The sequence below is a fragment of the Campylobacter sp. US33a genome (genome assembly GCF_004378855.1).
Taxonomy (GTDB): Bacteria; Campylobacterota; Campylobacteria; order Campylobacterales; family Campylobacteraceae; genus Campylobacter_D.
Map to the genome: position 1 here is coordinate 1 of NZ_RYYL01000011.1, position 24,805 is coordinate 24,805.

Consider the following 24,805-nt stretch of genomic DNA (forward strand, 5'->3'; position numbering starts at 1 on the left):
TTTAGCAAAGCCAAGAGCCTTGCTCTCTTGGCGTGGATTTTGTTTAAGTATAGGTTAAGCAAGGCTTTCTTATAATTCTTTAGGGTTTTTTAGAGTTGGTTAATGAATTTAATCAACTCGTTTGCTATTTCTAACAACTTCAAAATTACATTTAAAATCTTTTCTATCATTAGTAGCACCTTTCCCACCAAAAGAAATTAACCACTTAAACAAAGCAATTCTATCAAAATTTTCTTAAAATTTATTGTGTGAGCAGTTCTAAGACTTGCAACGGCAGGGTTTTACTATCCCAAGTAGAGTGAAGCAAAATGAAGGATCTTTGTGTATTACAGTTATTTTTTAAATAAAGATTCTTCACCTAAAAACTCAAAATGACGCACCACACTAAGGCTTTAGAACGACGGTTTAGATGTTTTTTTGAGAAAAAAAGTGTGTTTTGGGAGGGATTTTTCACTCATTTAGACAGTTTAAGTATTTTTTTGGGAGGGGGAGGTTTTTTCGCATTCGTTTAGATAATTTAAGGTATTTTTTGAAAAAAGGGCGAGATAGAATTCTAAAATAGATAGTTTAAATAGAGATGTTTCGCTACGCTTGGCATGACGGGCGCAACGAAACAAAAAAAGGATGGGGAGGATCAATCTCCCATCGCCAAGCAAGGATTCATCGCTTTAGCATTATCGCTAACGATGCAAAGTCTTGCTTTTTGTTTGCCTGCAGTTTCATCGATATTACCACCATTAGTATCAATAACTTCTTGATTTTCATCTGTTTTATCTTCAGCAAAAAGTCTAGAATTTGGAGAGTCAGGCTCTTCTCTACCTTGCTCTTTTTCATAGCTTGGCACATCTAAACCACTTGTATCTAACACATTGTTTTTATCGATGATTTTAAAATGACTATTTGAGTCTACAAAAACCTTAGCTATTGCATCACTAATGCCTTTTGATGTACTTTCTAATTGTGCTTTAAGACTAAGAGTTTGTGTTCTTAAGCTCTCATATTTCTTATACGCATTTTCGTATCCAGCACTTCCAGCCTCGCCATATTTGCCACTTTGTAAATCTTTGATAAGCGCGTTAAGCTGATTTGAAAGATTTTTAAATTGTTCTAAATTTTTCAAAAACTCATTAAAATCACCCAAAATTCCGCCACTATACTTACCATCATCTCCCTTATTGCCGAAGCTATCATTTTTGATGTTTTGTGCGACATCTTTAAGATTTTTCACATCGCCATCGAATTTTTTCAAATTCTCATCTGCGAAGCCAGCAAGCAAGCTTCCAGCACCATTTTCGCCATAGAAAGCCTTCAAGAAGTCTATACCTTGTGCAAATTCATTTGTTTGCACTTCATTTAGCCCCAAAAGCTTTCCAAGCTCTGCATACGAGCCTGAGTCGATGAGTTTTAAGGCAGTGTCAAGATCTTCAATGCCAAGTTCTAAAAATTTATTTTTCACTTCATCTAAAATTCCATTTAAAACCCAAGAGTCAAAGTCGCCTTCACCTAAGATCACATCGCCTTTTTCATCGACACTATTTGCTTTGAAGGTATACTCACTATCTTCTATCTCGCCTTTATCAGTCCATTCGCCACCGCTATTTACTGTATCATCACCACTGATTGCGATATCGCTATCGTTGTTTCCATTATTGATCTCGTTATAGTCTTTATTGGTATTTTCAGCACCGCCTACATTACCGCCATCTGCAAAACTACCTTCAATATCATTACTTTCATTGCTTCCTGCACCAGTACTTCCACTCATATCGCCTTTATCGCCACCGGTGATTGGTTTATTTCCTATATCCCAGATAGGATCGCTTCCACCTGGAGGTGTAATAGGATCAATAGGTAGTTTATCTTCAGGGATGATAGGATCAACTTTGGTATTTTCGCCATCATCTATAGGCTTATACTCAGGCACATCTACATTGATATTTCCACCGCCATTGTCTCCATGATCAGGATTATTTATGATAGGATCTGTTCCACCTGTGTTTACATCACCACCAGTTCCTATATCTGGAATTTGTATATTGTTATTATCATCCCAGCTTGGTTTGCCACTTTCATCTTTACCTGTACTTGTGTCGCCACCACCTTCTGGTTTATACTCAGGTCTGCTTGTATCTATATCACCAGTAGTTACATCATCGCCTGTGCTTGTGCTAAAGTCACCATCGCCTTTAATCTTATCCACATTATCATCAGTGATTTTATCAATGGTTGTATCTCCAGCATCTGCTACATTGCCTATATCATCTTTTGGAGTAGTGCTTGTATCACCCTTGATGGTATCTTTGATTTCATCATTTAGATCACCAATTGTTTCACCATTATTATCGCCTACCTCGGTATTATTATCTGTGATACTATCGATTACGGTATCTTTTACACTATTATCAAGATCATTAATTGGTCCAACATTAATACTTCCTAAGCCAGAATTTCCTGTACTTGTGCTATCTTCAATATTGCCAGCATTATAGTCGTGGTTGATATCATCTATAGGATTTGCTCCAGTGTATTTGCCACCATCAGTGATAATAATATCGCCTGTATTACCAGCAGTATTATCATTTGTGATTTTATCCGCTTCATTATAGGTAGTATCGTCTAGTTCATTACCAATTGGTGCGTCATTTACATCGTCTTTTGCATTACCAGCTGTGTAGCTATCATTCCAGTTGATACCACTGTTTTCATCACCAATAACCACCATATCACTTGGAGTATCAGGACCTTTGATATCTGGATTGTAAAAACCATTATTCCATGATGGATACTGAGATTTTACCTTATTTAAAAACTGATCTTTGTTAGTATTTCTATATACACTACCTTCAAATTTACTTGCAAGTCCATTATAGTCTAACAACAAATTATCCACACCATTGTTATTATTCATTTGACCGCCATAATTAACATATATGTGAGTATTGTTTAGTTTAATTCTAGGATTATTATAATCCCAATTTCCTCCCATACCTCTAATATCTCCTGCAATAAAAAATGACACACTGCTATCTTTTCCACCTGAGACTGAAAGCATATCATTGCCTCTTATGTTAATGAATACATTATTAAAATTAATGCTATAATCTTTCCATCTAGAATATGTGGAAGGGAAATTTGCAAACATAGAAGCATAATTTGGATTTCCTCCAGTTGAGCCATACCATGGACTCTTTGCACTAACATAACTATCATTGCCAGAATCAATCACAATATCTGAAATTGTTCCTGTGAAAAATTGGCTCTCATCATCAAAACTTCCAATAAGTCCAATAAATCCTGCAGCAAAAGCACGACTATTCTGATCTGTAGATTCTGCAGAAACTTTAAAATTAGAAATATATATATGATTTATATTAGCATTGCCATAAGTTTGCCCTACAATCCCGCCTACATAAGTATATTTATTATTTTTACCTTTTACGGTTATATTATTAGCATCAATATATTCGAAATTTGATCCGCCTAAAGCAGCTCCTACAATGCTTCCTATATAAGCACTGCTGTTATTATTAAGAGTAGCATCTACTATGGAATTGTCCAACTTAATATTTCTAAACATTGAATTAGAATCTGCTTTACCTACCAAAAGCCCCGCATGAGTGATAGTTGAACCACTCAAATACATTTGAGCATTAGTAATTTGAACATTTTCAAAAGTAGAATTTTTAGCTTCTCTAATAAGTCCAACATAAGTACCATATTGATATCTATTATTTGTATCACCTATACGGAAATTATTAAGCGTATGTCCTTGACCGTTAAAGGTTTGATTTTCAAATTTATTAATGATACCAAAAGAATTACTGCTAGTTAAATTAGCTCCACCAAAATCAATATCATTAAGCAAGTTATATTGATCATAAGAGTTAATTCCGCTTGTTCCATCATTAAACCATTTTACAAATTGATACCATTCACTAGCATTACTTGAAGCGTTAGAATTGGTTGCAATGTTAAGATAAGATTTAGCTCCACCTGTCATTTTCGGACCCTGTTTACCACTCCATGCACCACTCATTAATTCTGAGATATTCATAGAAGTCCAACCGGATTTATTGTAAATTTCATTAGCAAATACAGTGCTAGCATTAACATAGCCCGTTGTATCAATAGTAACTTTACTTACATTATTTTTACCATCTTTTGCATGTATGGTTGTGCCTTTGCCTTGCTTATCTTCGGCTAAAATTTGAACTTCTTTACCACCTAAAGTAATAGTATTTGCATTTAAATTTCCACCGCGTAAAAATACCATACCAGTTCCTGCACCCGAAGAAGTTTTAAAGGTATTTGCTGTAATGGTTCCGCCTGTCATTACAATTTTACCTGGGGTAGATAGATCTACAGTTCCTGCTTTAATATCTGCACCATTTGCAATATCAATCCAATTCGCATTAACTTTAAAATTATCTAACTCATTTGTCATTTTAAGTCCTGCAAGATTGACTTTACCGCCTTTGTTATCTTTTGTTTTAGCCATAATATCAAGAAGAGTTGTCGCACCATTTTTTTCTTCAAAAACAGTGTTTACGAAGTTGATATTTAGCGTAGCGTTATTTCTACTTCCGATATAGAAATTTGTTGTGCCACCGTTAGCGTAAAAGTTTGCGTTATTAAAGTTTATATCACCAGTTGAATTAAAGTTGATATTTTGAGTGTTATTATTTGTAGTAAGCTGCGAATTTATAAAATCAATTTTTTGACCTTCAAAAGTTAAAGTGCCACCATTAGTGCCATTTACCCAAAGACCTTTGCCACTATCTTTATTGTTTTCAAATTTTACATATTTAGTTGAAGCATTACCAAAAGCAAATCTGCCACTGTTTAGAGTGAAAATAGAGTTTTTGAAAAGGATTTGCTCTGTGAAAATTCCACCCACATCAGTATCTTTAGTTGCACCACTTACTTTAAGATTTGCATTATCAAATGTTGCTTGTTTACCACTTACTTTGAGATAATTTGCAATGATTTCTGTAGTATTTTTAAATTCAATCAAATTACTTAAAGCTAAATCAATATTGGTAATATTAAGATTTGAATTATCTACTATCATATCTCTTGCATTGGCAACAACTAACTTACCGCCAGCGATATTAGAATCGCCCTTAATATCAATGCGGTTAGCAAGTTTAAAAATCATATCTTTAGCATTAATGGTTGAACCATCAATGACCAAATCATTTGCGCCAGCATTGTCACCAGATGCGTTATAGATATGGAGCTTATCAAGTGCATTACTATCAGATCCAAAACTTGAACCTACAATCTTAATCTTGCCGTTATTTCCACTACCTGCTGCATTTGTGGTTCTTAGCCACATATTAGCCGTATCGCCTGATTTTTCAATATTCGCTTTGTTAAATTCTATCTCTCTACCGCCATCAATGGTTAAGTCACCACTTAGTTTAATAGAGGTTTTAGCGGTGTCATTGCTTGCTAAGAATTTGCTTAGAGCTTTAATATATGAACTTCCACTTAGTACAAGCTGTGAATTTTTAAGATTAATTGCATCAGCATAAATATTTGCAGATTTATTTGAAGTAATACTTGAATTATTCAAGATATCAATAACCGAACCTGCTTTATTATCTGTGCCAAGTGTTAAACTATCACTAGCTGTAATGGTAGCATTATCAATTTTTAGATAAGCACTTGCATAGCCGTCAGAATTTAGTTTAACTGTATTGCCTACAAGTTTAGAACTAGCATTGATAAGAAGATACTTCGCATCAAAATTTATCGTATTTGCATTGATATTTGAGCCTTCAATTTTAAGCTCATTTGAAGCATCTATATCAATGGTGCCAATACCACTTATAAAGCCTTGATTTTCACTGGTACCAGTTTTTATTAAAATACCTTTTGCATCTACATTAATAGCATTTAAATCTTTAAAATTCGTGCCTGTTAAAAACTCGATTTTGCTTTCTGTATTTCCGCCAGTTAAATTTGCGAAGTTAATATTTGCTTTTGAATTTGCATCTTGGCTTGTAAAGCTTGAATTAGTATAGCGTTGGAAATTAGCTTTAAAATTATTTGTTCCACTTAGTTTGAAAGTCGCTGCATTTGCTGTGAGTTCTTTATAGGAATTTAGGCTTAAATCTTTTGCTGTGAGTGTGCCTGCAATGCTTAGAAGATTTTGTGCTGTTAAACTTGCTGCTTTCGCAAAGCTGTTATTACCTTTTAAATCAATATTTTGTGCGTTAGCGGTAAAGTTGCTATTTGCATCAACATTAATATTTTCAAGATTAATCACATCATTTGCATTCTTTCCTTCCTCACTCACGCCAGTAAATCTTACATCAGCAACCGAAGCACCATCACCATTTTTTGCAAAGCTTACTGTGTTTGCATTGATTTTATTAGCTTTGAAGTTGAATTGATTATTTCCTGCACCTGTTGAATTTTGATGTTTAAAAGTAGCATTTTTAAGATCCATTACATTATTTGCTACAAGATTTAAAGTTGATCCACCACCTAAAAGGGCTGAAAGACCATCTTTTGCACCTTCGATAATAATATCTTTAGCATTTGCATTTAAAGTCGAAGTGCCCAAAACGCTAAGCTGTGAATTTAAGGCTTTAAAGGTGGTTTTAGCTACAATGCTTGCTTTTGAGCCGTTGTTTAAAGCGAGTTTTGAGTTATCAAATAAAATGCTAGCACCTGCTTTGATACTGTTGTCATTCTCACCGATTCCACCGTTTATGTTGATAGCTGAATCTTTTACTGCTAAGTCTTGACCTGCATCGATTTTAAGACTACTATCTGTTGTAAGTGTGCTTGAAGCAATACTCATATCATCTTTTGAAGTAAGTTTCAAGTTTTTAGTGTTGATAGTTGTTTCTTTAAGCTCTAAGCCTTTGCTTGAATTTAGACTTACATTTTCAAAACCGTTAATACTTGAACCTTTTGTCTCACTTTTTACAAAGCCTATATATCCATTTTCACCTGTGGTTTGGAAAGTGATAGTGCCTTTGCCAGCTTCTGCGTTAAAGCTTGCACCACTTGCTAAAATACTGTTTGTTGCGTTAAATGCAAGGGCTGTAGTACCTGTAGTGTTTATAGTCGCATCAAGGAATTTTAGATAATTGCTCGCATTAAAGCTTGCACTTGTATTTTCAAAGCTCACTGTGCCACCTGCGAAGTTGATATTTTTCGCATAAGCGTGAATCTGATCTTTAAATGCTCCACCTGTAATGATGAGCTCAGTAAGGCTTGATTTGTTATCCGCTGTTGTGCCTGTGCCTGTGATACCATTAATTTCAGTTTTTATTTCAAATTCACCACCTGAAATTTCGATTAGATTATCAGAGAGAAGTTTTAAAGTGCCATTAACTGGGTTGTCTGCACGGAATATAGCATTGCCACTTATGCCAACTTTTTCGCTTCCTTTTAGAATGATATTATCACCACTGATGACACCACCACTGATGGCTATTTGTTTCGCATCAAAAGTCGTGCCATTTTTTGAGTAAATTCGAGTTTTAGCATCACCTGATACACTGATTTTATCCGCATCGATATTAAGCGTAGCGGTTTTGTCATATTTACCAAGATTTCCACCACTGATTTCTACCACTGTACCTGTTGTACTTGCGTTGGTTTGAGCGCCATCATTGTCTTTAATGTTAATAATATTTGAGTAAATATTACCCGCTGACATTGTAAAGAGTTTAGTTGCAATTAAATCTACTTTTGCACCATCAATTGTACCACCACTCATTGCGATTTTTTGAGCTTTTAGTTTTACATTGTCACTATCAGCACCTATAGTACCGCCTGTGATATCAATAAGATTTTGTGCTAAAAGCTCTAACATGTTTGCACTTAAACTTGCAGTATCTTTAACTTCGATTTGTTTTGCATTTACACTAAGAGTTTCTACATTAATATTTGCATTGCCTTTAAATACCACTTTGCCTTTTTCGCTTGTAGCATTGAAAGTAAAAGTTTTACCTGTGATAGTTCCACCACTTAGGGTGATTTGATTTGCCGCATCAAAAGCAGCTGTGCCGCTTGCAGTGATTTTACCACCACTCATTTCAATCACATTAGCCGCATCAAAGTCTAGATTTTTAGTATTTATAGTACCACCGCTGATTATAATATCATCTGAATTAACTTTAAATAGTTCACTTGCCTTTATAGTACCACCGCTGATTTCTACATCTGGTTTTACATTTTTATCGCTATTTTGCATAAAATTGATGGTTGTTGCGTCTAAAGTTCCACCTGTCATTTTGATGAGATTACTTGCTTGGAGTGCTATTTGCACTGATGCGGTAATATTTGCATTACCTTCGATTAAAATATCTTTAACATATCCTGCATTTTGTATTGTGTTTGAACCATTTGAGCTTTTATGATTCACAAAAAGTCTATTTACATTGATTTGTAAATTTCCACCAAATTGAACTAAACCGTCATAAGTTTTATTAATATTATTTAAATAAAAATCTATAGCATCGATCTTAGTGATTACACCTTCGCCATCTTGTTTTGCTGTAAATTTAGTCCATTCATTTTCACTTTCGCCTTTTTCTTTATCTAAAGTATAGCCAAGTAAAATACTTTGAGCTTTAAAGTCTATATTAGACTTTTCATTTTCGCCCTTGCCTTTTATTACAGAACCACCGCCCACAACTATAGCTTTTCCAGCATCAAAGTCTATATTTGTAGCATTAATTTTTGCATTTGTAAGTTCAATTAAATTATCACTATCAAACATCACGCTATTTGCATTGATAGTTGATCCACCATCTACATAAACCCAGTTTTTACCCCAAACCTTAAAATTGCCCGCGTTAATAACGGCTCCATTTGTGATTTTAACTACACCTTGATTACCATCAATAGTTTGCGTACCTTTTAGATCCTCACTCGGCGCATCAGTCCAATCATACTTATCACCTGCATCAAGGAAGAAATTGTTTGTGATATTAAAAGTTCCACCATTTAATCTGATTTGTTGTGCTCTTAAAGTAAGATTTGCAACGCTAATATCAATACCTAATTCAATGTATTTTTTAGACAAGAAAACAAGGTCGTTAATTTCTGTTCCAAGTTTTGCATCACCTGTAACGCTGACTTTTTCAGTACCTTCAAGTATAAGTTGCCCACTGATATCAAGGCTTCCGCCATTCATCATTACTTGATTGTTTCCTTTTGCATGGAAATTCTCTGCTGTTACACTTCCGCCTGTGATGTTTACTTGCTCTGCGTTAGCTTTGATATCACCTTTGCCTTCGCCTGTGCCTGTTGCTTTGATAACCGCACCACCAAATTTAATAGTTCCTCTTGCAGCTTCGCCAGTCTCGCCGTTGCTTGCTGTGAAAGTGATATCGCCATTATTAGCTGTGATATTTCCGCTTTGCAAATCAATCAAATTCTTGCTTAAGAAAGTTAAAGCGTGTCCTAAAATATTTGAAGTACCTTTTACTAGAATTTGATTATTTCCATTTAAAGCAATATCAGCTGTTCCAGCATTTAAAGTTGTGCCGTCAATGATGAGTTGATTTTGTGCGTTTAGATCAATTTTACCCGTGCTTTCTATATTTGTACTTACAAGCTCGATATCTTTTGCATCAAAATCAATACCCCTATTTTCTTTAATGAAACCGCCGTTTATATTGATACCTTCATTTGCTTGTAGGCTAACAGTTTGATTTTTCGCCCAAAGCTCTACATTATTAAGATCAATTCTACCTATACTGCCTTGTGCTTTAAAGTCAATTCCAGTTCCACCTACCGTAACGCCTGAAATACTAATTTGCTCACCACCATTAAGAGTGATTTTACCAGAGTTTCCTTTTAAATAATCTTCTTTAGTATTTTCACCAGTAATTTTAATCTTATTGCTTGCGTTGATGGTGATGCCATTATTTGCATAAATATCTGAATTTGTGATATTAACTTGCTGTGCTGATGTATCTTTATTATCTTCACCTTTAATGCCACCGATATAAAGTGCGTCATTTCCGCTTACATTTACACTAGTGTTGCTTAGATCAATTAAATTTTTAGCTTGCATTACAAGGCTTTTTGACTTAATGCTACCACCTGTTATAGAGATATTATTATTTTGTGCTAAAAGTTTTACAGCTGCATTCTGTGCAATTATATTTGAGTTACTAAATTTAATGTCATTTCTTGCTTGTATATCTAATAAAGTAGAGATATTGAGTGTCGCATTTGAAAGCTCGACTATACCACCTTTATTTGCTTCACCTGATTGCTTTAAGGCTTTTAGATATAAATTATCTGCGTTAATGGTATTTTCAGTAAGCGTGATTTGCTCGCCTTCCAAAGTTAGATTATCAGTTGTAATATCAATGCCAAGTTTAATGTGTCTTTCGGTTAGGAAAACAAGATCATTAATATCTGTGCCAAGCTCTCCGCCTGTAACTTCGACTCTATTTTTACCATCGAGTGTGAGTTGTCTTGTCACATTTACAATTCCACCTGTCATTTTTGCGATATTTTCAGCATCAACTAGGAAATCTACATTTGCTGTGATAGTTCCGCCTGTGATATTGATTTGCTCGCCATTTGCATAAATGCTTCCTGTATCTTGCTCTTTAGTGCTACCAGCTTTGCCATTTGCAGTGACATTTGCACCGCTAAAATCTATAGTTCCAGTTTTTTGACCATTTTCTTCACCGCTTGCTGTTAGGGTGATATTACCTGCTGTTGCTGTGATATCGCCGCCTTTAAGCTCTATCCAATTTTTACTTGCAAAGCTTAGAGAAATGCCTTTAATCACACTTGTGCCATCTACCTGTAAATGCTTATCCCCACTTAGCGCGATATTGCTTGCGGTGCTTTCTAGCTTGGTATCTTTAATGATAAGTGTTCCGCCTGTGGCTGTGGCTTTGATAGCGCCACTTGCTTTAAGGTCTGAGCCTTGTAAATTAATACTTTGAGCGGCTAAATCTATGCTTTGCATGTTTTCGCTGTTGATTTTTGTATTTTTAAGCTCTGCTAAATTTAAATCATTACCTTCTAAACCAGCGATTTTAAAGCTTGTTCCGCTGATAGTCACTCCATCAAGACTGATCCAATTTCCTGCTAGCATTTGCACGCTTGATTTGCTTGTAATGGTGCTGTTGCCGCTTATGTTGATATCATTTCTTGCACTGAAATTCACAGTGCTACCACTAAAGGTTGTGCCGCCATTAACTGTGATTTTACCGCCTGTATTGCCACTGCCAGCTGTTGCATCGATATTTAGCGCGCCGTTTGCTGTGATGCTACCACCATTAATATCAATTTGATTTGATTTAAGATCAATTGTATTAGCATTTAAGCTCATATTAGCAAGGCTTAATTTGCCTACACTGATTAAATCAAGATCTTTTGCATTTTCAAATTTAAAGCCATTCTCACCACCATTTAATTCAAGTGCATTTTTACCATCAAGGCTGATAGTACCAGCATTAAATTTACCACCCTTTGCGATGATTTTATTTTCCATATCAGCACTTATGCTTTTTGCGCTTACGCTTCCTGCGTTGATATTAAGTTGCTCGCCTTCAAATTTTACTTTTGAATTTTCACCATTTGCACTTATCGTTGTACCATCAAGATTAATTGTCCCTGTTTTTGTATTTGGATCGTCTTTTGAAGTTCCACTTGCTGTGAAAGTAATATCGCCATTAGTTGCTGTGATAGTGCCAGCATTTAAATCGATTAAATTTTGGCTGATGAAAGCTAGAGAGCTAGCATTTAGTGCACCTGAGTACATTACAACCTGACCTTTGCCATCGATTGTCATTGAGCCTTCGGCGCTTAGGCTTGGTTGATTTTCTGCTTTGGTTGCTTCTTCGCCGATTAGAATTTGATTTTCGGCATCAAGTGTTAAATTTGTTTTTGCTTTTAAAACCGCACTATTTTTGATGAATATATCTGCACCAGCTATATTTAAATCACCGCTTGTGCTTTCTAATTTACCGCTGATATCAATAGTCCCGGTTGTTCCGCCATTTACGCTAATGTTTGCGCCAGTGATTTGTCCAGCTAAAACTGCCATATTTGCCGCTGTGAGTGTTATTGCACCGCTAGCACTTAAAGTGGTGCCATTTGCGATATTTAGGTAATTGCTCGCGTTAAGATTTAAAATTTCAGCTGTGATGGCAGCTGAATTTAAGAGTTCAAATCTTGCAGTAAATTTAGTGTCAATTTGTTTTGCATCAATGCTTCCACCTGTAATTTTGGTGCTATCATTTGCAAATTCTATGCTTGGTTTTTTACCTTCACTTTTGCCTGATATAGTTACGCCATCAAGGACTAAAGCACTAGTTTGTCCTGTTGTGTCATAGAATTTAATCATTGCATCTGATTTTAATTTTGTGCCACCTTTAAGCTCGGTATAGCCATTGCTTGCAAACTCCATATCTCCAGTGCTTGAAAGGGTAGAATTATTCACACTTATGCCACCGCTTAAACCTTTAAAAATCATATTTAAGCCGGCATTTGCTGTGATAGTGTCTAAAACAAGTTTTGTGTTGGCTACGAGTTGGACTTTGTTATCTGCATTAAGGGTTGAGTTTTTAACATTGATTTGATCAGCACCGATTTCTATGTGACCATAAGCACCGTTATTTACTTTTTTGATATCAATATCAGAATTTTCTATAGAAATTTTAGTTCCAAGATTATCACCGTTATTGGTATCTGTTGCGGTGATTCTCAAAGTGCCTTTTGTCATATCAATATCAGCATTTGAAATTTCAATCACATTATTTGAGTTAATATCGGCTAAATTTCCATTGAAATTCAAATCCATTTTAGTACTACCACCTTTGATTTGCACCACATTGCTTCCACTAAGTTTAACATCACCACCACTTGTTATGGACTTAATGCCATCAAGGATTAAAGAAGTTGCGATGAAACTTAAAGTTGCACCACTTGTAAATTCGGTTTTATCACCGCTTGCATAAATTTTATTTGCTTTGAAATTTAAAGCCTTAGACGCGTTAATGATAGAATTTGAGATATCAAGAGCTTTCAAACTATCATCACTGGCAATACCTTTTATTGTAATATCGCCATTTGTGGCTTTAAGATTTGAGCCACTTATACTGATGTAATTGTTACTTAAAAGCGTCAAAGAAGTAAGCTCTAATACACTATCAGTAATTTTAAGACTATCAGCTGCTTTTAGAGTGATATTGCCTTTTAGAGCATCTTTGGTTAAATTGCTTAAGGCAAGATTGAAATTCGCATCAATAGAAACACTATTTGCTCCATCAAGTTTAGTTTTATCACCACTAATATTAATAGTATCTGCGCCTATATTTATTTTACCGTTTTCGCCAGAACCTGAGGCTGTTAATGTGCTGTCTTTAATATCTACTTTTGTGCTTGTTTGTTGTCCTTCGCCCTTAGTGGCACTAATGTTGATATTACCTTCATTAGTAGTTAAACTTGCATTAGCTATGGAAATAACATTATTTGAGATGAAATCGATATTTTTAGCACTAAAAATTCCACCTGTGATATCGATATAATTACTTCCCGTAAATTTAAGCGCTTCGCTGATAGTGAAAGTGCCACTTTTTACATTTAATACATAAGCGTTAGCATCAAGGTTTTTAGCTTTTAAGGTTGCGTTTGCAAAGTCGATAAATTTAGCATCTAAGTCTAGGTTGGCATTCTCTGCGTTGATAGTTCCACCGCTTATGTTAATATAAACATTATCCGCACCGTTTGCATTTTTCATTGTTAAGGTATTGCCCACATTGATAGTGCCGCCGCTGATTTCGATGATATTTGAGCCGATTAGATTTGCTGTGCCAGTAGTGATGGTTCCACCGCTGATTTTCAAAAGCTCGCTCGCGCTAAGATCAAGTAAATTTGCGCTGATTTCTGCGCCATTTGCAATAGCAATTTGTCTTGCATATGCATCAAGATCGGCTGTGCTGATAGTACCACCGTTGATTTCGATTTTATCAATTTGATTTGCACCATCGCCAAATTTAATGCTTCCTGCACTGCCATCATTAGCCGCGCCAGTTTTTAGCTCGCCATTGTCTATTTTTACATAAACATTACTTGCGCCATCTGCTTTGCCAAAATTAATGCTATTATCCGCATAAATTTTGCCATTTTCTAAAACAATAGCGCCGCCTTTTAAATTTACATTTTCAGCGTCAAGTAAAGTTTCTGCATCTTTTATGCTAATGCCAGCTTCTTTTGCACTTAAAGTTAAGTCTTTTAGGGCTTTAAGCTGTGAGCCACCGCTTATTACGATTTTTTTGCTTGCGTTTAATAAGACATTGTAAGCTGCGTCTAATACGGATTTATTTTCGACATTGATTTGATCAAAGCCTTGTATGTTGATATTGCCTGTTTTGCCATCGTTTGCATTATTTGAATTTGCGTCTAATTTCGCGTCATTTAAAACGATTTTTGTGCCGAATTGATCTTGTGAATTTTTATCTTCGCCTGTGATGTTGATATTTCCAGCACTAGCTGTTAAATCTACCTTTGTGATTTCAACCAAGTTATTGGCCATGATATTGATATTTAAGCCCTCGATGAGAGTTCTAACTGTGTTGCCTGTGATTTTTAGGTGATTGCTAGCGTTTAGGTTTATATCGCCAGCTGTGGATTTGATTTGCTTGATATTTTCTGCGATGATTTGTTGTGCTGTTAAATCTATAGCATTTTGCGCGTTAAGCTCGGTTGTTGCACCGCTTAAATTGATCGCATCAGCTTTTAAATTTAGTGTGTCACTTGAGCTAAGAATAGAATCTGTGATTTTAATGCTTGCACCAAATTCATCACTTGGATTTGCATCCGTAGCTGTGATTTTAAAGGCTCCGCCTGTTGTTTTTAAATTTGAGCTTGCAATTTCGATTAAATTATTTGAAGCAAGAGTTAGGCTTGTAAAGCTTAGCGTGCTGCCTGTGATGCCAAGGTATTTTTTACCTGTGAGTGAAACTGCGCCGCTGATATTAAAATTCGCATTCGCATCGCCGTTTGTAAGGTTTGCAAGAGTTAAATTATCCGCTGTGGCATCTAGGCTTGTGCCTTTGATTTTAGCGTTGTCTATGCTGATGACTTTTGAGTCAAGATCGATATTATCATGAGAACTTAAAGTCGCATTTTTAATATTTAGATTATTTGTCGCATTTAAAACGATAGCACCAGTATTTGAAGTCAGTGTGCCACCGCTGATATCGATAAGATTGCCAGATAATAAATTTAAATTTCCACCGATTAGTGAGCCTGCTTTGATTTGGATATTATCGCTTGCGTTGATTTTTAGCTCGCCTGTAGCAGTTAAAGTCGCGCTACCATTTAAAAGCATAGCTGCCACTGCAAAATCAATACTTGCACCACTTAAATTTGCATTTGTGATATTAACTGTATTTGCGTCAAGATCGATTACTCCATCACTTGTGATAGAACCACCGATTAAGTTGATAGCTAATTTACTTATGTCACCATTTGTCGCGCCAAATTGCACACTACCTGCATCGATAGCGCCACCTTCGATATTGATCAAATTATCACTTAAGAATTTCAAAGCTCCGCTTGCTGTGATACTTGTAGTGTCACCTTTGATTTCTACACCTTTAATGCCTTTTAGAATTATATTGTTGGCATTAAATTTTCCGCCACTTATACGGATAAGATTAGTCGCGTTAAGGTTAATGTCACCCCCAGCTTTAATAACAGGATCTTTACTTTCTGCCTTAGCACCTTCGTCTGTATTTACTTCATCTTTTGAGATATTGATTTGCTCGGCGTTAAAAGTAATATTGGTTTTTGCATCAAGCTCTGCACCATTTGTGATATCGATAACTTTTGCATTGCCACTCTCTCCATTGCCAAGTAAAATGTCACCGGTTTTAGCTGTGAATTTTCCACCTGCAATATCGATCCAATTTGCTGAACTTAAAACCAAAGAATTTGCATTTAAGATAGAATCAGTGATTCTTAAAAGCATAGAGCCATCAAGCCCTATTTTGCCACCGGCGCTTAAATTTGCATTTTCGATGAAAATTTCTTTTATGCCATCTGTTGTGATATTTCCACCTGCTGTGATGGTTGTATCTTTGCCATTTGCTTCATCTGGACTACCTTCTAAGCCTGTTTGCTTACCTTTGATGATTAAGTAAGTTGCTGCAAAGCTTATATCGCCAGTTGCGTTGATAGTTGAATTTACTATGCTGATTTTTGTATCATGCTGATCATTTGTGGCGCTAAAACTGATATTTCCATTACCTGTGATGGTTGAGTTTTGCATTTCAATGAAATTATTCGAGATGAAATTAACATTTAAACCTTGAATCGTTGAGTTAAAAATACCCAAATAATTTGTTCCGATTAGATTAATATCTTTATTTCCTATATGATTAGATCCATCAAGCTTATTATAAACAAGACTTTCGCTTCCGCCAATATTCAATTGTCCATCGCCATCTATGTCGGTGTGTGGATCATCAATTTTTAAATCTGGCGCTATGATATCAATATCTGTATTCGCCCCTTCATCTCCACCTTTTTTAGTTGTAAAATAATTATTATCTCCACTAATATTAACTTTATTTAAACCCGTGATATTAATGCCACCACCTGTAGCTGTTAATTTCATATTGCTAATATCAATAACATTACTACCCAAAAAGTCTAATGTTTTACCTGTGATGGAACCGCCTGTTAAATTAATATGATTATTCGCACTTATATCCACTGCACCGCTAGCAAGAATTTCACCACCGCTCATATAAAACTGCACGCCATTTGATATAAATGCTCCGCTTGCTGTGAGTGTTCCGTTTTGAATATCGACTTTATCGACTGCAAAACTGATATTGCCATTATCGCCGTTTGTAGTGATATTAGTATTGCCTCTTATGGTTGCCACGACGCCAAGTTTTTGATTTTCTTCTTTGCCATTAATCAAACCTGAATCTGGATCAATCTTTGCAAAAGATACATTGCCAGTTGCACTTAAATTCGCATTATTTAAATCAATCAAATTTGCACTAAGTAGGCTTAAATTTCCTTGCATACTAAGGGTTGCGCCTTCGATATAAAGTTTAGCAATGGCTTTTAAAGTGGCATTTTTAGCACTAATGTTTTTACTGTCTTTGAGTTCAAGAATATTATTTGCACTAAGGCTTAATTGCGTTGCTGTTAGTTTGGTATTTGTGCCTTGTATTTTTACATTATAACCTTGTATGTCAATGTTGTTACCGCTTAGCTCACTAGCATCTGAAATTTCGATGATACCGCCTTCTTTGTATTTTTCACCCTCTTTAAGCTCTGTTGCCTTGAGTTTTAAATCGCCAGTGCCGGCATTAAGAGTTGCTGTTTGAATTTGTATGTTTTTGGATTCAAAACTGATACCATTAGCCGTAAGTGTTGTTCTAGAAGAATCTTTTTGTCCTACAATAATGCCTTTATCAGCCTTAAATGTGATACCGCCTTGTGTGGTTAGAGTTGCGTTTTTAAAAGTGATATTGGTTTTTGCAGTGAATTTCACATTACCTTTTGCATCGATAGTTCCACCTTGGATATCAATTTCGCCACTTGTGATAGTAAAATCATTTATTTTTAGCGTGCCATTTGTTTGATTATAAGTAACTTTGCCACTGCTTTTTACTTCTAAAGTGGTATTATCTTTTGAAGTGGTAAAAGTTGCACCGCTGATTTTAACCTCTTTATCGCCGTTTAAAATAAGCTTTCCATTTTCTACTTTTAGCGTACCGCCTGTGATATTAAGTAAATTTTTGGCTTCAAGATTTAAATCTTTTGCCGCATCTAGGGTACTATTACTTAGGGCAATGTCATTACCTTTGATGCTGAAAATATCATCTTTACCATTGCCAGTTGCTTTAATTGTTCCACCTTTAAGCTCTACAAGGCCGCCTTTTAGGATATCATTTTCTACATTGCCATTTGCTGCGATATCAACGCTTTTTCCACTTAGGATTCCACCCTCTATGGTAATGCGGTTATTTGCTAAGAGTTTAAGCATAGCTGTAGCTGTGATGGTACCTGCGTCGATTTTTATGCCACCATTTGCACCAAGTCCTTCAAGAGTGATATTTGCTGCATCAATAGTCGTGCTGCCACTGATAGAAATATCATTACTTGCTTTAAAACTAATGTTTGCCCCATCAATATCACCCCCACTAATGTGAATACCATCGGCATTTGCACTTAAATCGCCAGTTGCGTTTATCGTGCCACCACTGATTTTAATCTCTTGGATTGTGTCTTTGTCAAAATTATCATTGAATTTAATCGTGCCAGAACTGATTAAACTACCGCCTGAAATGTCAATCAAATTTGCACTATTTAAGATAAGGCTTGAGCCTTCAATTTTTGTGCTATCTCCTGAAATTAAAATTTTATTTTGAGCTTCAAATTTAATGCTTCCAGCCTTTAAATTCGCGTTTTTAAAATCAATAGCCCCAGCATTCACACCAAAATCTTTAGCTTTAAGCGTTCCGCCTATGACATTGAATTGTCCTTGTGTATTTAGAGTAATATTTGAGTTTTCATCGCCTAGATTGCCATTAATTTTGATTTCTTTTTCTGCATTTAAATCAATATTACCTGTGATGCTTCCACTACCACTTACGCTGATTAAATTACTCGCATCTGCGTCGATTTTACCGCTTGCACTTATATTTGCACCGCCAAAATTAATATCTCTACCTATTAAAATTATATCGCTAGTCTTAGCAGTGATAGTGCCACCAAGCAAATCAATAGTTCCGCGGTTTTTACCATCGTTTGGATCGTTATCAACCGCCTTCATAGAAATTTTACTGGCTGTAAGTGCGCCTTTTTTAACTTCTATTAAATTTCCACTTTCTAAATTTAAGTCCGTTGTACTATCAGTTCCAATTTTTACAGTATCACCATCAATGCTGATTAGCTCATCGCCTTTTAAAGTGATAGTCGTGCCTTTTAATTCTCCGCCAGTAATAGCGATTTTCTTACCTTCTAAATTTAAATCTTTCGCACTAAGTGTGCCGCCTTTAACATTGATACGGTCAAGTAAGATTTTAAGTGTACCTTGATCGGCTGTGATAGTTGCGCCATTTTCGATATTGACTTGGGTATTTTTTGTTGTGTTTTCGCTATTTTTAAATTCAATATTTGTTGCGTTTAAATTTGCACCTGATTTTAACTCAATTAAATTTTGAGTCAATAAAGTTAAGGTTTTAGCGTTGATGGTTGAGTTTGTAACGCCTAGATAATTTTTTCCTTCAAGTTTTAGGGTGTCATTTGATTTTAATTTTCCGCCTGTAATGTCTAGATAATCACTGATGAGCTCTAAATTTGAAGCGGCGTTAATATTACCATTTTTGATATTAATGCGATTTGCGTTAAATTTAACACTGTTTATATTTTCATTTATATTTGTATTACCGCCATCCACTTCGATGATGGAATTTGTGTTTGATCCTTTAAATTCAAGTGTTGTTGCATCATTTCCATTAAAAGTGGTATTTTCGATCTTAGTTTGATTTGAAGCAAAAATTGCATTTGTGCCAAGATCAAATTTTGAACCGTTTAAATGAATGTAATTGCCTGCATTCCAATCTAAATTTGAGACATTGAAATTGTAATTTTGTGCAATGATTTTATCTTTAAGATCAAAATCAAGAGTGTTGGCTTTGATAGTGTTTTGAGTTTGATTGCTGTTTTTAAACTCTGCTTGATTAGCATTAAGAGTAAAGCTGTCAAGAGTGAAGTCGCTATCTTGAATGCTTACCGTGCCGTTTTCGCTCTTAAGGCTTAATTCGCCTTTATTTTGAGCTTCGTTTTTATTAATACTTGAGTTTTTGAATAAAATATGATTTGTCGCTTCGATATCTAGCTTTGTAATGTCAAGCTCGCTATCTTCAAAGGCGATTTGATCATTTGCTTTGATGTTTGCTTCGCCTTTGCTTGTCAGTGTCGAACCTTGGCTGAATTTAATCTGATCACCATCTATATCTAAATTTGAATTTGCTGTGAGCTTAGAATTTGTGATATCGATAAGAGATTTATCGCCATTTGCTTGTAGTTTTAAATTTGAAGCTGTGAAGCTGGTGTCATCAAGGTTGATATAATTGCTTTGTAAAAGGGCAAGATTTGTGGCATTGAAATTTGAGTTTGAAAATTCTAGGGCATTAGTGCCTTGTAAAGTCATATCGGTGGCACTTAGGGTTGATCCTAGTGATTTGATTTTATTTGTGGCATTGAAATTTATAGTTTTTGCATTAAGTGTGGCTTCATCAAGATTAATTTGCTCAGCATTTGCATTTAATTCAGCATTTTGTAAATCTAAATTTGCATTATTAAAATAAAGGATTTTAGTGCTTAGATCCATTTTTGTAAGATCGTTGATTTGGATGTTGCCAATTTTAATCTCGCCGGTAACTGCTTGATCCTTTGGTGTGGTGTTAAGATTTATAGTATTTGCACTGATAGTTCCGCCTAAAAGTTCGATGGATTGAGCTTGTGCGTCAAAACTACCTAACTGACCGTTATTATCCTTAAGATTGATGTTAATACCGTCTTTAAGTACGATTTTATTGCCCACAAGTTGAAGGTTACTAACATTTAAAATCGCATCACCTTGTATAGTGATAGTGCCTTTTTGAGCCGGAGAAAAAACCGGAGAGAATTTACCACTTGTTGCAAATTCTTTGATTTGTGCTTCATTCATCGCTCCAGTTGAAATACCAAATTTCCCCGTATTAATCACTGCACCATTGCCAATAATTGTTCCATTTGGATTAACTAAGAAAATATCATGACCATTTCCGTTTAATTGACCATAAATCTGAGATGCGTTTTTGCTATAGTCAAGATTTAAGAATTTGTGGTGTCCTTGTCCACTAAAATTAACGCTTTCATCTTTGCCAATGTTAAAACCACCACCCCAGTTGATGACATGGTTACCATTGTTACCATTGCCGTGGATATTCATATTTCCACCACCACTAGTGATGCTTCCACCACCTTGAACGAAATTTCCCCCTTGAGGTAAAGCAATCGCTTGATTATAAAGCATAGAGCTTGCCACAAAGCTCAAAACCAAGTGCTTTCTTAAACTCATTTTCTTTGCCATATTTCAACCTTTGATAATTTTTATTTACTTTTTAAAATTTGCAGATTTTTATAATTGATTTTAATAAATTTAATATTAAATTATATTTAAACAATAAGTATTAGAGTTTGAACTCTAAAAATCACTATATTATAGTAATTTGATAGTGTTTTTGTATTTTATATTTACTTATTATTCTAATTAATTTTAAAAAATAAATATTATTATTTACTATATTTTATCTTAATTTTTTTGATAAATATTATATAAATTTGATAAAAAAAATTGTAAAAATTTATACTTTATTTATGGAAAAATAGTTGTTTTTGATATAAAATATTTACAATTATAGATAATAATAAATATCATTTTATTTAGAAATTTTTTATTTAAAATACATTCAAATTATATAATTTATATTTATTATAATTTTAATTATTTCGTTACTAAAATACTCACTTTAGTAAAAATTCTTGACAATAAATGAAAAGTGAATTAAGACAAAATTCTAGAAAGTGAATACTAAATAAAGCAAAACCCTATTTGAAAACTTGTCATTCTGAGTAACATGAAAAATCTCTATATCGTAACTATTTTCTTAAATAAAAATCCTTTATTTCACTCAAGATGACAGTATATAGGCAAGTTAAATATGAGAAATTTAAGATAAAAGAATACACCGAAAGTGCTTTAAAGTATAAGTTGCGAGGAGAGAATGATTTGATATATTGAAAAATAATTTAAAAACAAATAAAATAATTATAAATAAAACGCAAAAAACACTCCAAAATGGAGTGTTTAAAATCATTTTAAGCGAATGACGATGTCATCTTTTGTGAGCGTGTAACCATTATCGCCATTTTTACTGATTTTAAAGATGCCTGTAAGGCTTGTTAATATTTTATCTTCAAATTTCATTGATTCAGGCTCACACATCATTTTAGTCGCAGCAGCACCTTTAAATTCAATACCTTCATCACCTAAATTACCCAAACCACCAAAAAAGCGATTGCAACCCGCAAAACCGAAGAATCTATCTCTTTCAAAGGTAATGCTCGGTATTTCACCACCCTCTTTTGGAGTATAAAGTTTACCATTGGTTTCTATGGAAACAAAACTTAAGGTTTTATTTTCAATTTCAATAATACTAAGACTGGCATTTTTAACACAAGCACTCATCAAAAGTCCTAAAGCTAAAATGGAAATTTTTTTCATTCATTCTCCTTGAATTTAAAATATTTAAGATTATGCCACAGTATTTTTAACCTTTTTAGTAAATTAAATAAATATTTATATTTTTTTAGAAATTTTTTATAGAAATGTTTTAAAGATAGTATTTTTTAGGGAAGGATAGAGATATTTCGCTATGCTCAACATGACGAAAAGATTGCTTAGAATGATGAGTGCTTGTCATCCAGAATTTACCTTTCGTTATCTTTAAACCAACATTTTGTTATCCCAAGTGAAACAAAGGTTCTTTATCTGCTCATCCTGAATCCTTGCGATGAAGGATCTCTATTTAAGAAAATAGTTACAATATAGAGATTCCTCATCTAAGGTTCGGAAAACAGGCTTATAGTTTTAGTTGGGTTGTAAGATTCTTCACATTCGTTCAGAATAACAAGATATTTCGCTGTATTCAACATTACAGAGTTGAAGTTAAAATGCACAAAGATGGGATTAAAATGATGAAAAAGGGCTTAGATGGTAATAAATTAGCCCTTTAGATTGTTTAAAAATTTGTAAATTTAATGCAAAAAGTGTCTTACACCTGTAAAATAAAGTGCCACTCCGTATTCATCGGCAGCTTTTATCACTTCATCATCCCTTATGCTTCCACCTGGCTCTACTATGGCTTTAACACCCACTTTACTTGCTTCGTCTATGCTATCTCTAAATGGAAAAAAGGCTTCACTTGCCAAAACACAACCCTCTAAATCAAGTCCCATTTCTTTAGCTTTGGCAATAGCTGCTTTTGCGGCATCAATTCTGCTTGTCATACCCATTCCAATGGCCACCATTGCGCCATTTTTTACATAAACTACATTGTTTGATTTGGTAAATGCAGCAATTTTCATCGCAATTTCAAGATCTTTTAGTTCACCTTCACTTGCCTTTCTTTGACTCATAAGTTTTGCATTTTTAAGCTCATTTTCACTTACTTCATCGCTATTTTGATAAACAAAGCCTCCATCAATGTGCTTAAAATCATATTTGTCAAAACTTCTGATTAAATAAGGGCTAAATTGTGTAAAAATTTTAATGCGTTTTTTGTTTTCAAATACTGCTAAAGCCTCATCTGTAACATTTGCAGCAATGATAACTTCTACATAAATTTCATTGATTTTCTCAGCCAAGGTCTTATCCAGCGTGCCATTGATCGCCACCACACCCCCATAAGCACTCACACTATCACATTTTAACGCGTGTATATAGCTTTGTACCAAATTTTCTTTTATAGCAAAACCGCAAGGATTTCCATGCTTTACTATAGCTACCGCGGGAGCTTTTTCAAAACTACTGGCTAAATTCAGCGCGGAGTTAATATCAGTTAGATTATTAAAGCTTGCTTCGCCTTTTAGGGCTTTAAAATTCACGCTAAAAAAGGCATCAAATTCATACAAAGCTCCTTTTTGATGAGGATTTTCGCCGTATTTTGTATCAAAAACTTTTTGCCCTACGATGAATTTACTTGCTCCAAATCCCCCATTAAACCTTTCATTCATATAATTTGCGATATAGCTATCATAATTTGCTGTATGCTCGTAAGCTTTTATCATCAAATTTAGGCGAAATTTTTCATCATTTTGATTGTTTTTTAAAGCATTGATAGTTTTTTCATAATCAAGCGGATCGCAAAGCACCATAACATCTTTGTAATTTTTCGCCGCACTTCTTATCATCGCAGGTCCACCAATGTCGATGTTTTCGATAATCTCATCAAAATCATTGCTCATTATAGTGGTTTTTTTAAATGGATATAAATTTACACAAACCAAATCAATGCCTAAAATTTCATTCTCTTTTGCTTGTTTAATATGATTTTCATCACTTCTTTTATGTAAAATTCCGCCGTGAATTTTTGGGTGCAAGGTTTTTACACGCCCTTCAAAAAGCTCAGGACTTTTTGTAAATTCGCTAACTTCTACAACCTTTACTCCATTTTCTTTTAAAAGCTTAAAAGTTCCACCCGTTGAAAGTAGCTCAAAGCCTAAATTTTCAAGCTCTTTGCCAAATTCTACTATGCCTTCTTTATCACTCACACTTAATAATGCTCTCATTTTTTTCCTTTCTCTTAAAATTTACCTTCATTTAAATCATAATAATTATCACAAGCTATTTGTTCTCCCAAATCACAAGCTTTAGAAAAATAATTTTTAGCTGTGAGTAAATCTTATTTTACTTCTTGTGCATTGTAATAAAAACAAGCAGTGTTATGACCACCATCGCAAGCTTTTTTGTAAAATTCATTGGTTTTTTGATAATCTTGTTTTATACCTTGTCCATATTTATAAATAATACCTAAATTAAAACAAGCAACATAATCATTGCCTTTACAAGCTTTTTCGTAAAGTTCTTTTGCTTTAAAATAATCTTGCTTTACGCCAAATCCATTTTCATAAGAAATACTTACATTACGACAAGCTTTATAAACATTAGCTTTGCAAAGCTTAGACATTATTTCATTGCCCTTTCGAAATTTATTTTTTTTCATAA

4 protein-coding genes are annotated in these 24,805 nt (G+C 34.5%); all 4 read right to left on the minus strand.

The annotated features are described in order from the left end of the window. Nucleotides 1-634: 634 nt before the first annotated feature. A complete protein-coding gene (locus tag ELQ16_RS08190) occupies nt 635-21,109 on the minus strand; it encodes a hypothetical protein (protein ID WP_134239066.1) in 20,475 nt (6,824 codons plus the stop codon). 783 nt (nt 21,110-21,892) lie between these two features. Then, on the minus strand, nt 21,893-22,303 hold the full coding sequence (locus ELQ16_RS08195) for an META domain-containing protein (protein ID WP_134239067.1): 411 nt from the start codon (nt 22,301-22,303) through the stop codon (nt 21,893-21,895). Between the two features lie 533 nt (nt 22,304-22,836). Further along, entirely contained in the window at nt 22,837-24,369 is a 1,533-nt protein-coding gene (gene purH, locus ELQ16_RS08200; RefSeq protein WP_134239068.1) for a bifunctional phosphoribosylaminoimidazolecarboxamide formyltransferase/IMP cyclohydrolase, read from the minus strand. A 113-nt stretch (nt 24,370-24,482) separates the two neighbouring features. Then, nucleotides 24,483-24,803 (minus strand): tetratricopeptide repeat protein, encoded by a 321-nt coding sequence (locus tag ELQ16_RS08205; RefSeq protein ID WP_134239069.1) that lies wholly within the window; start codon nt 24,801-24,803, stop codon nt 24,483-24,485. Nucleotides 24,804-24,805: the final 2 nt, after the last annotated feature.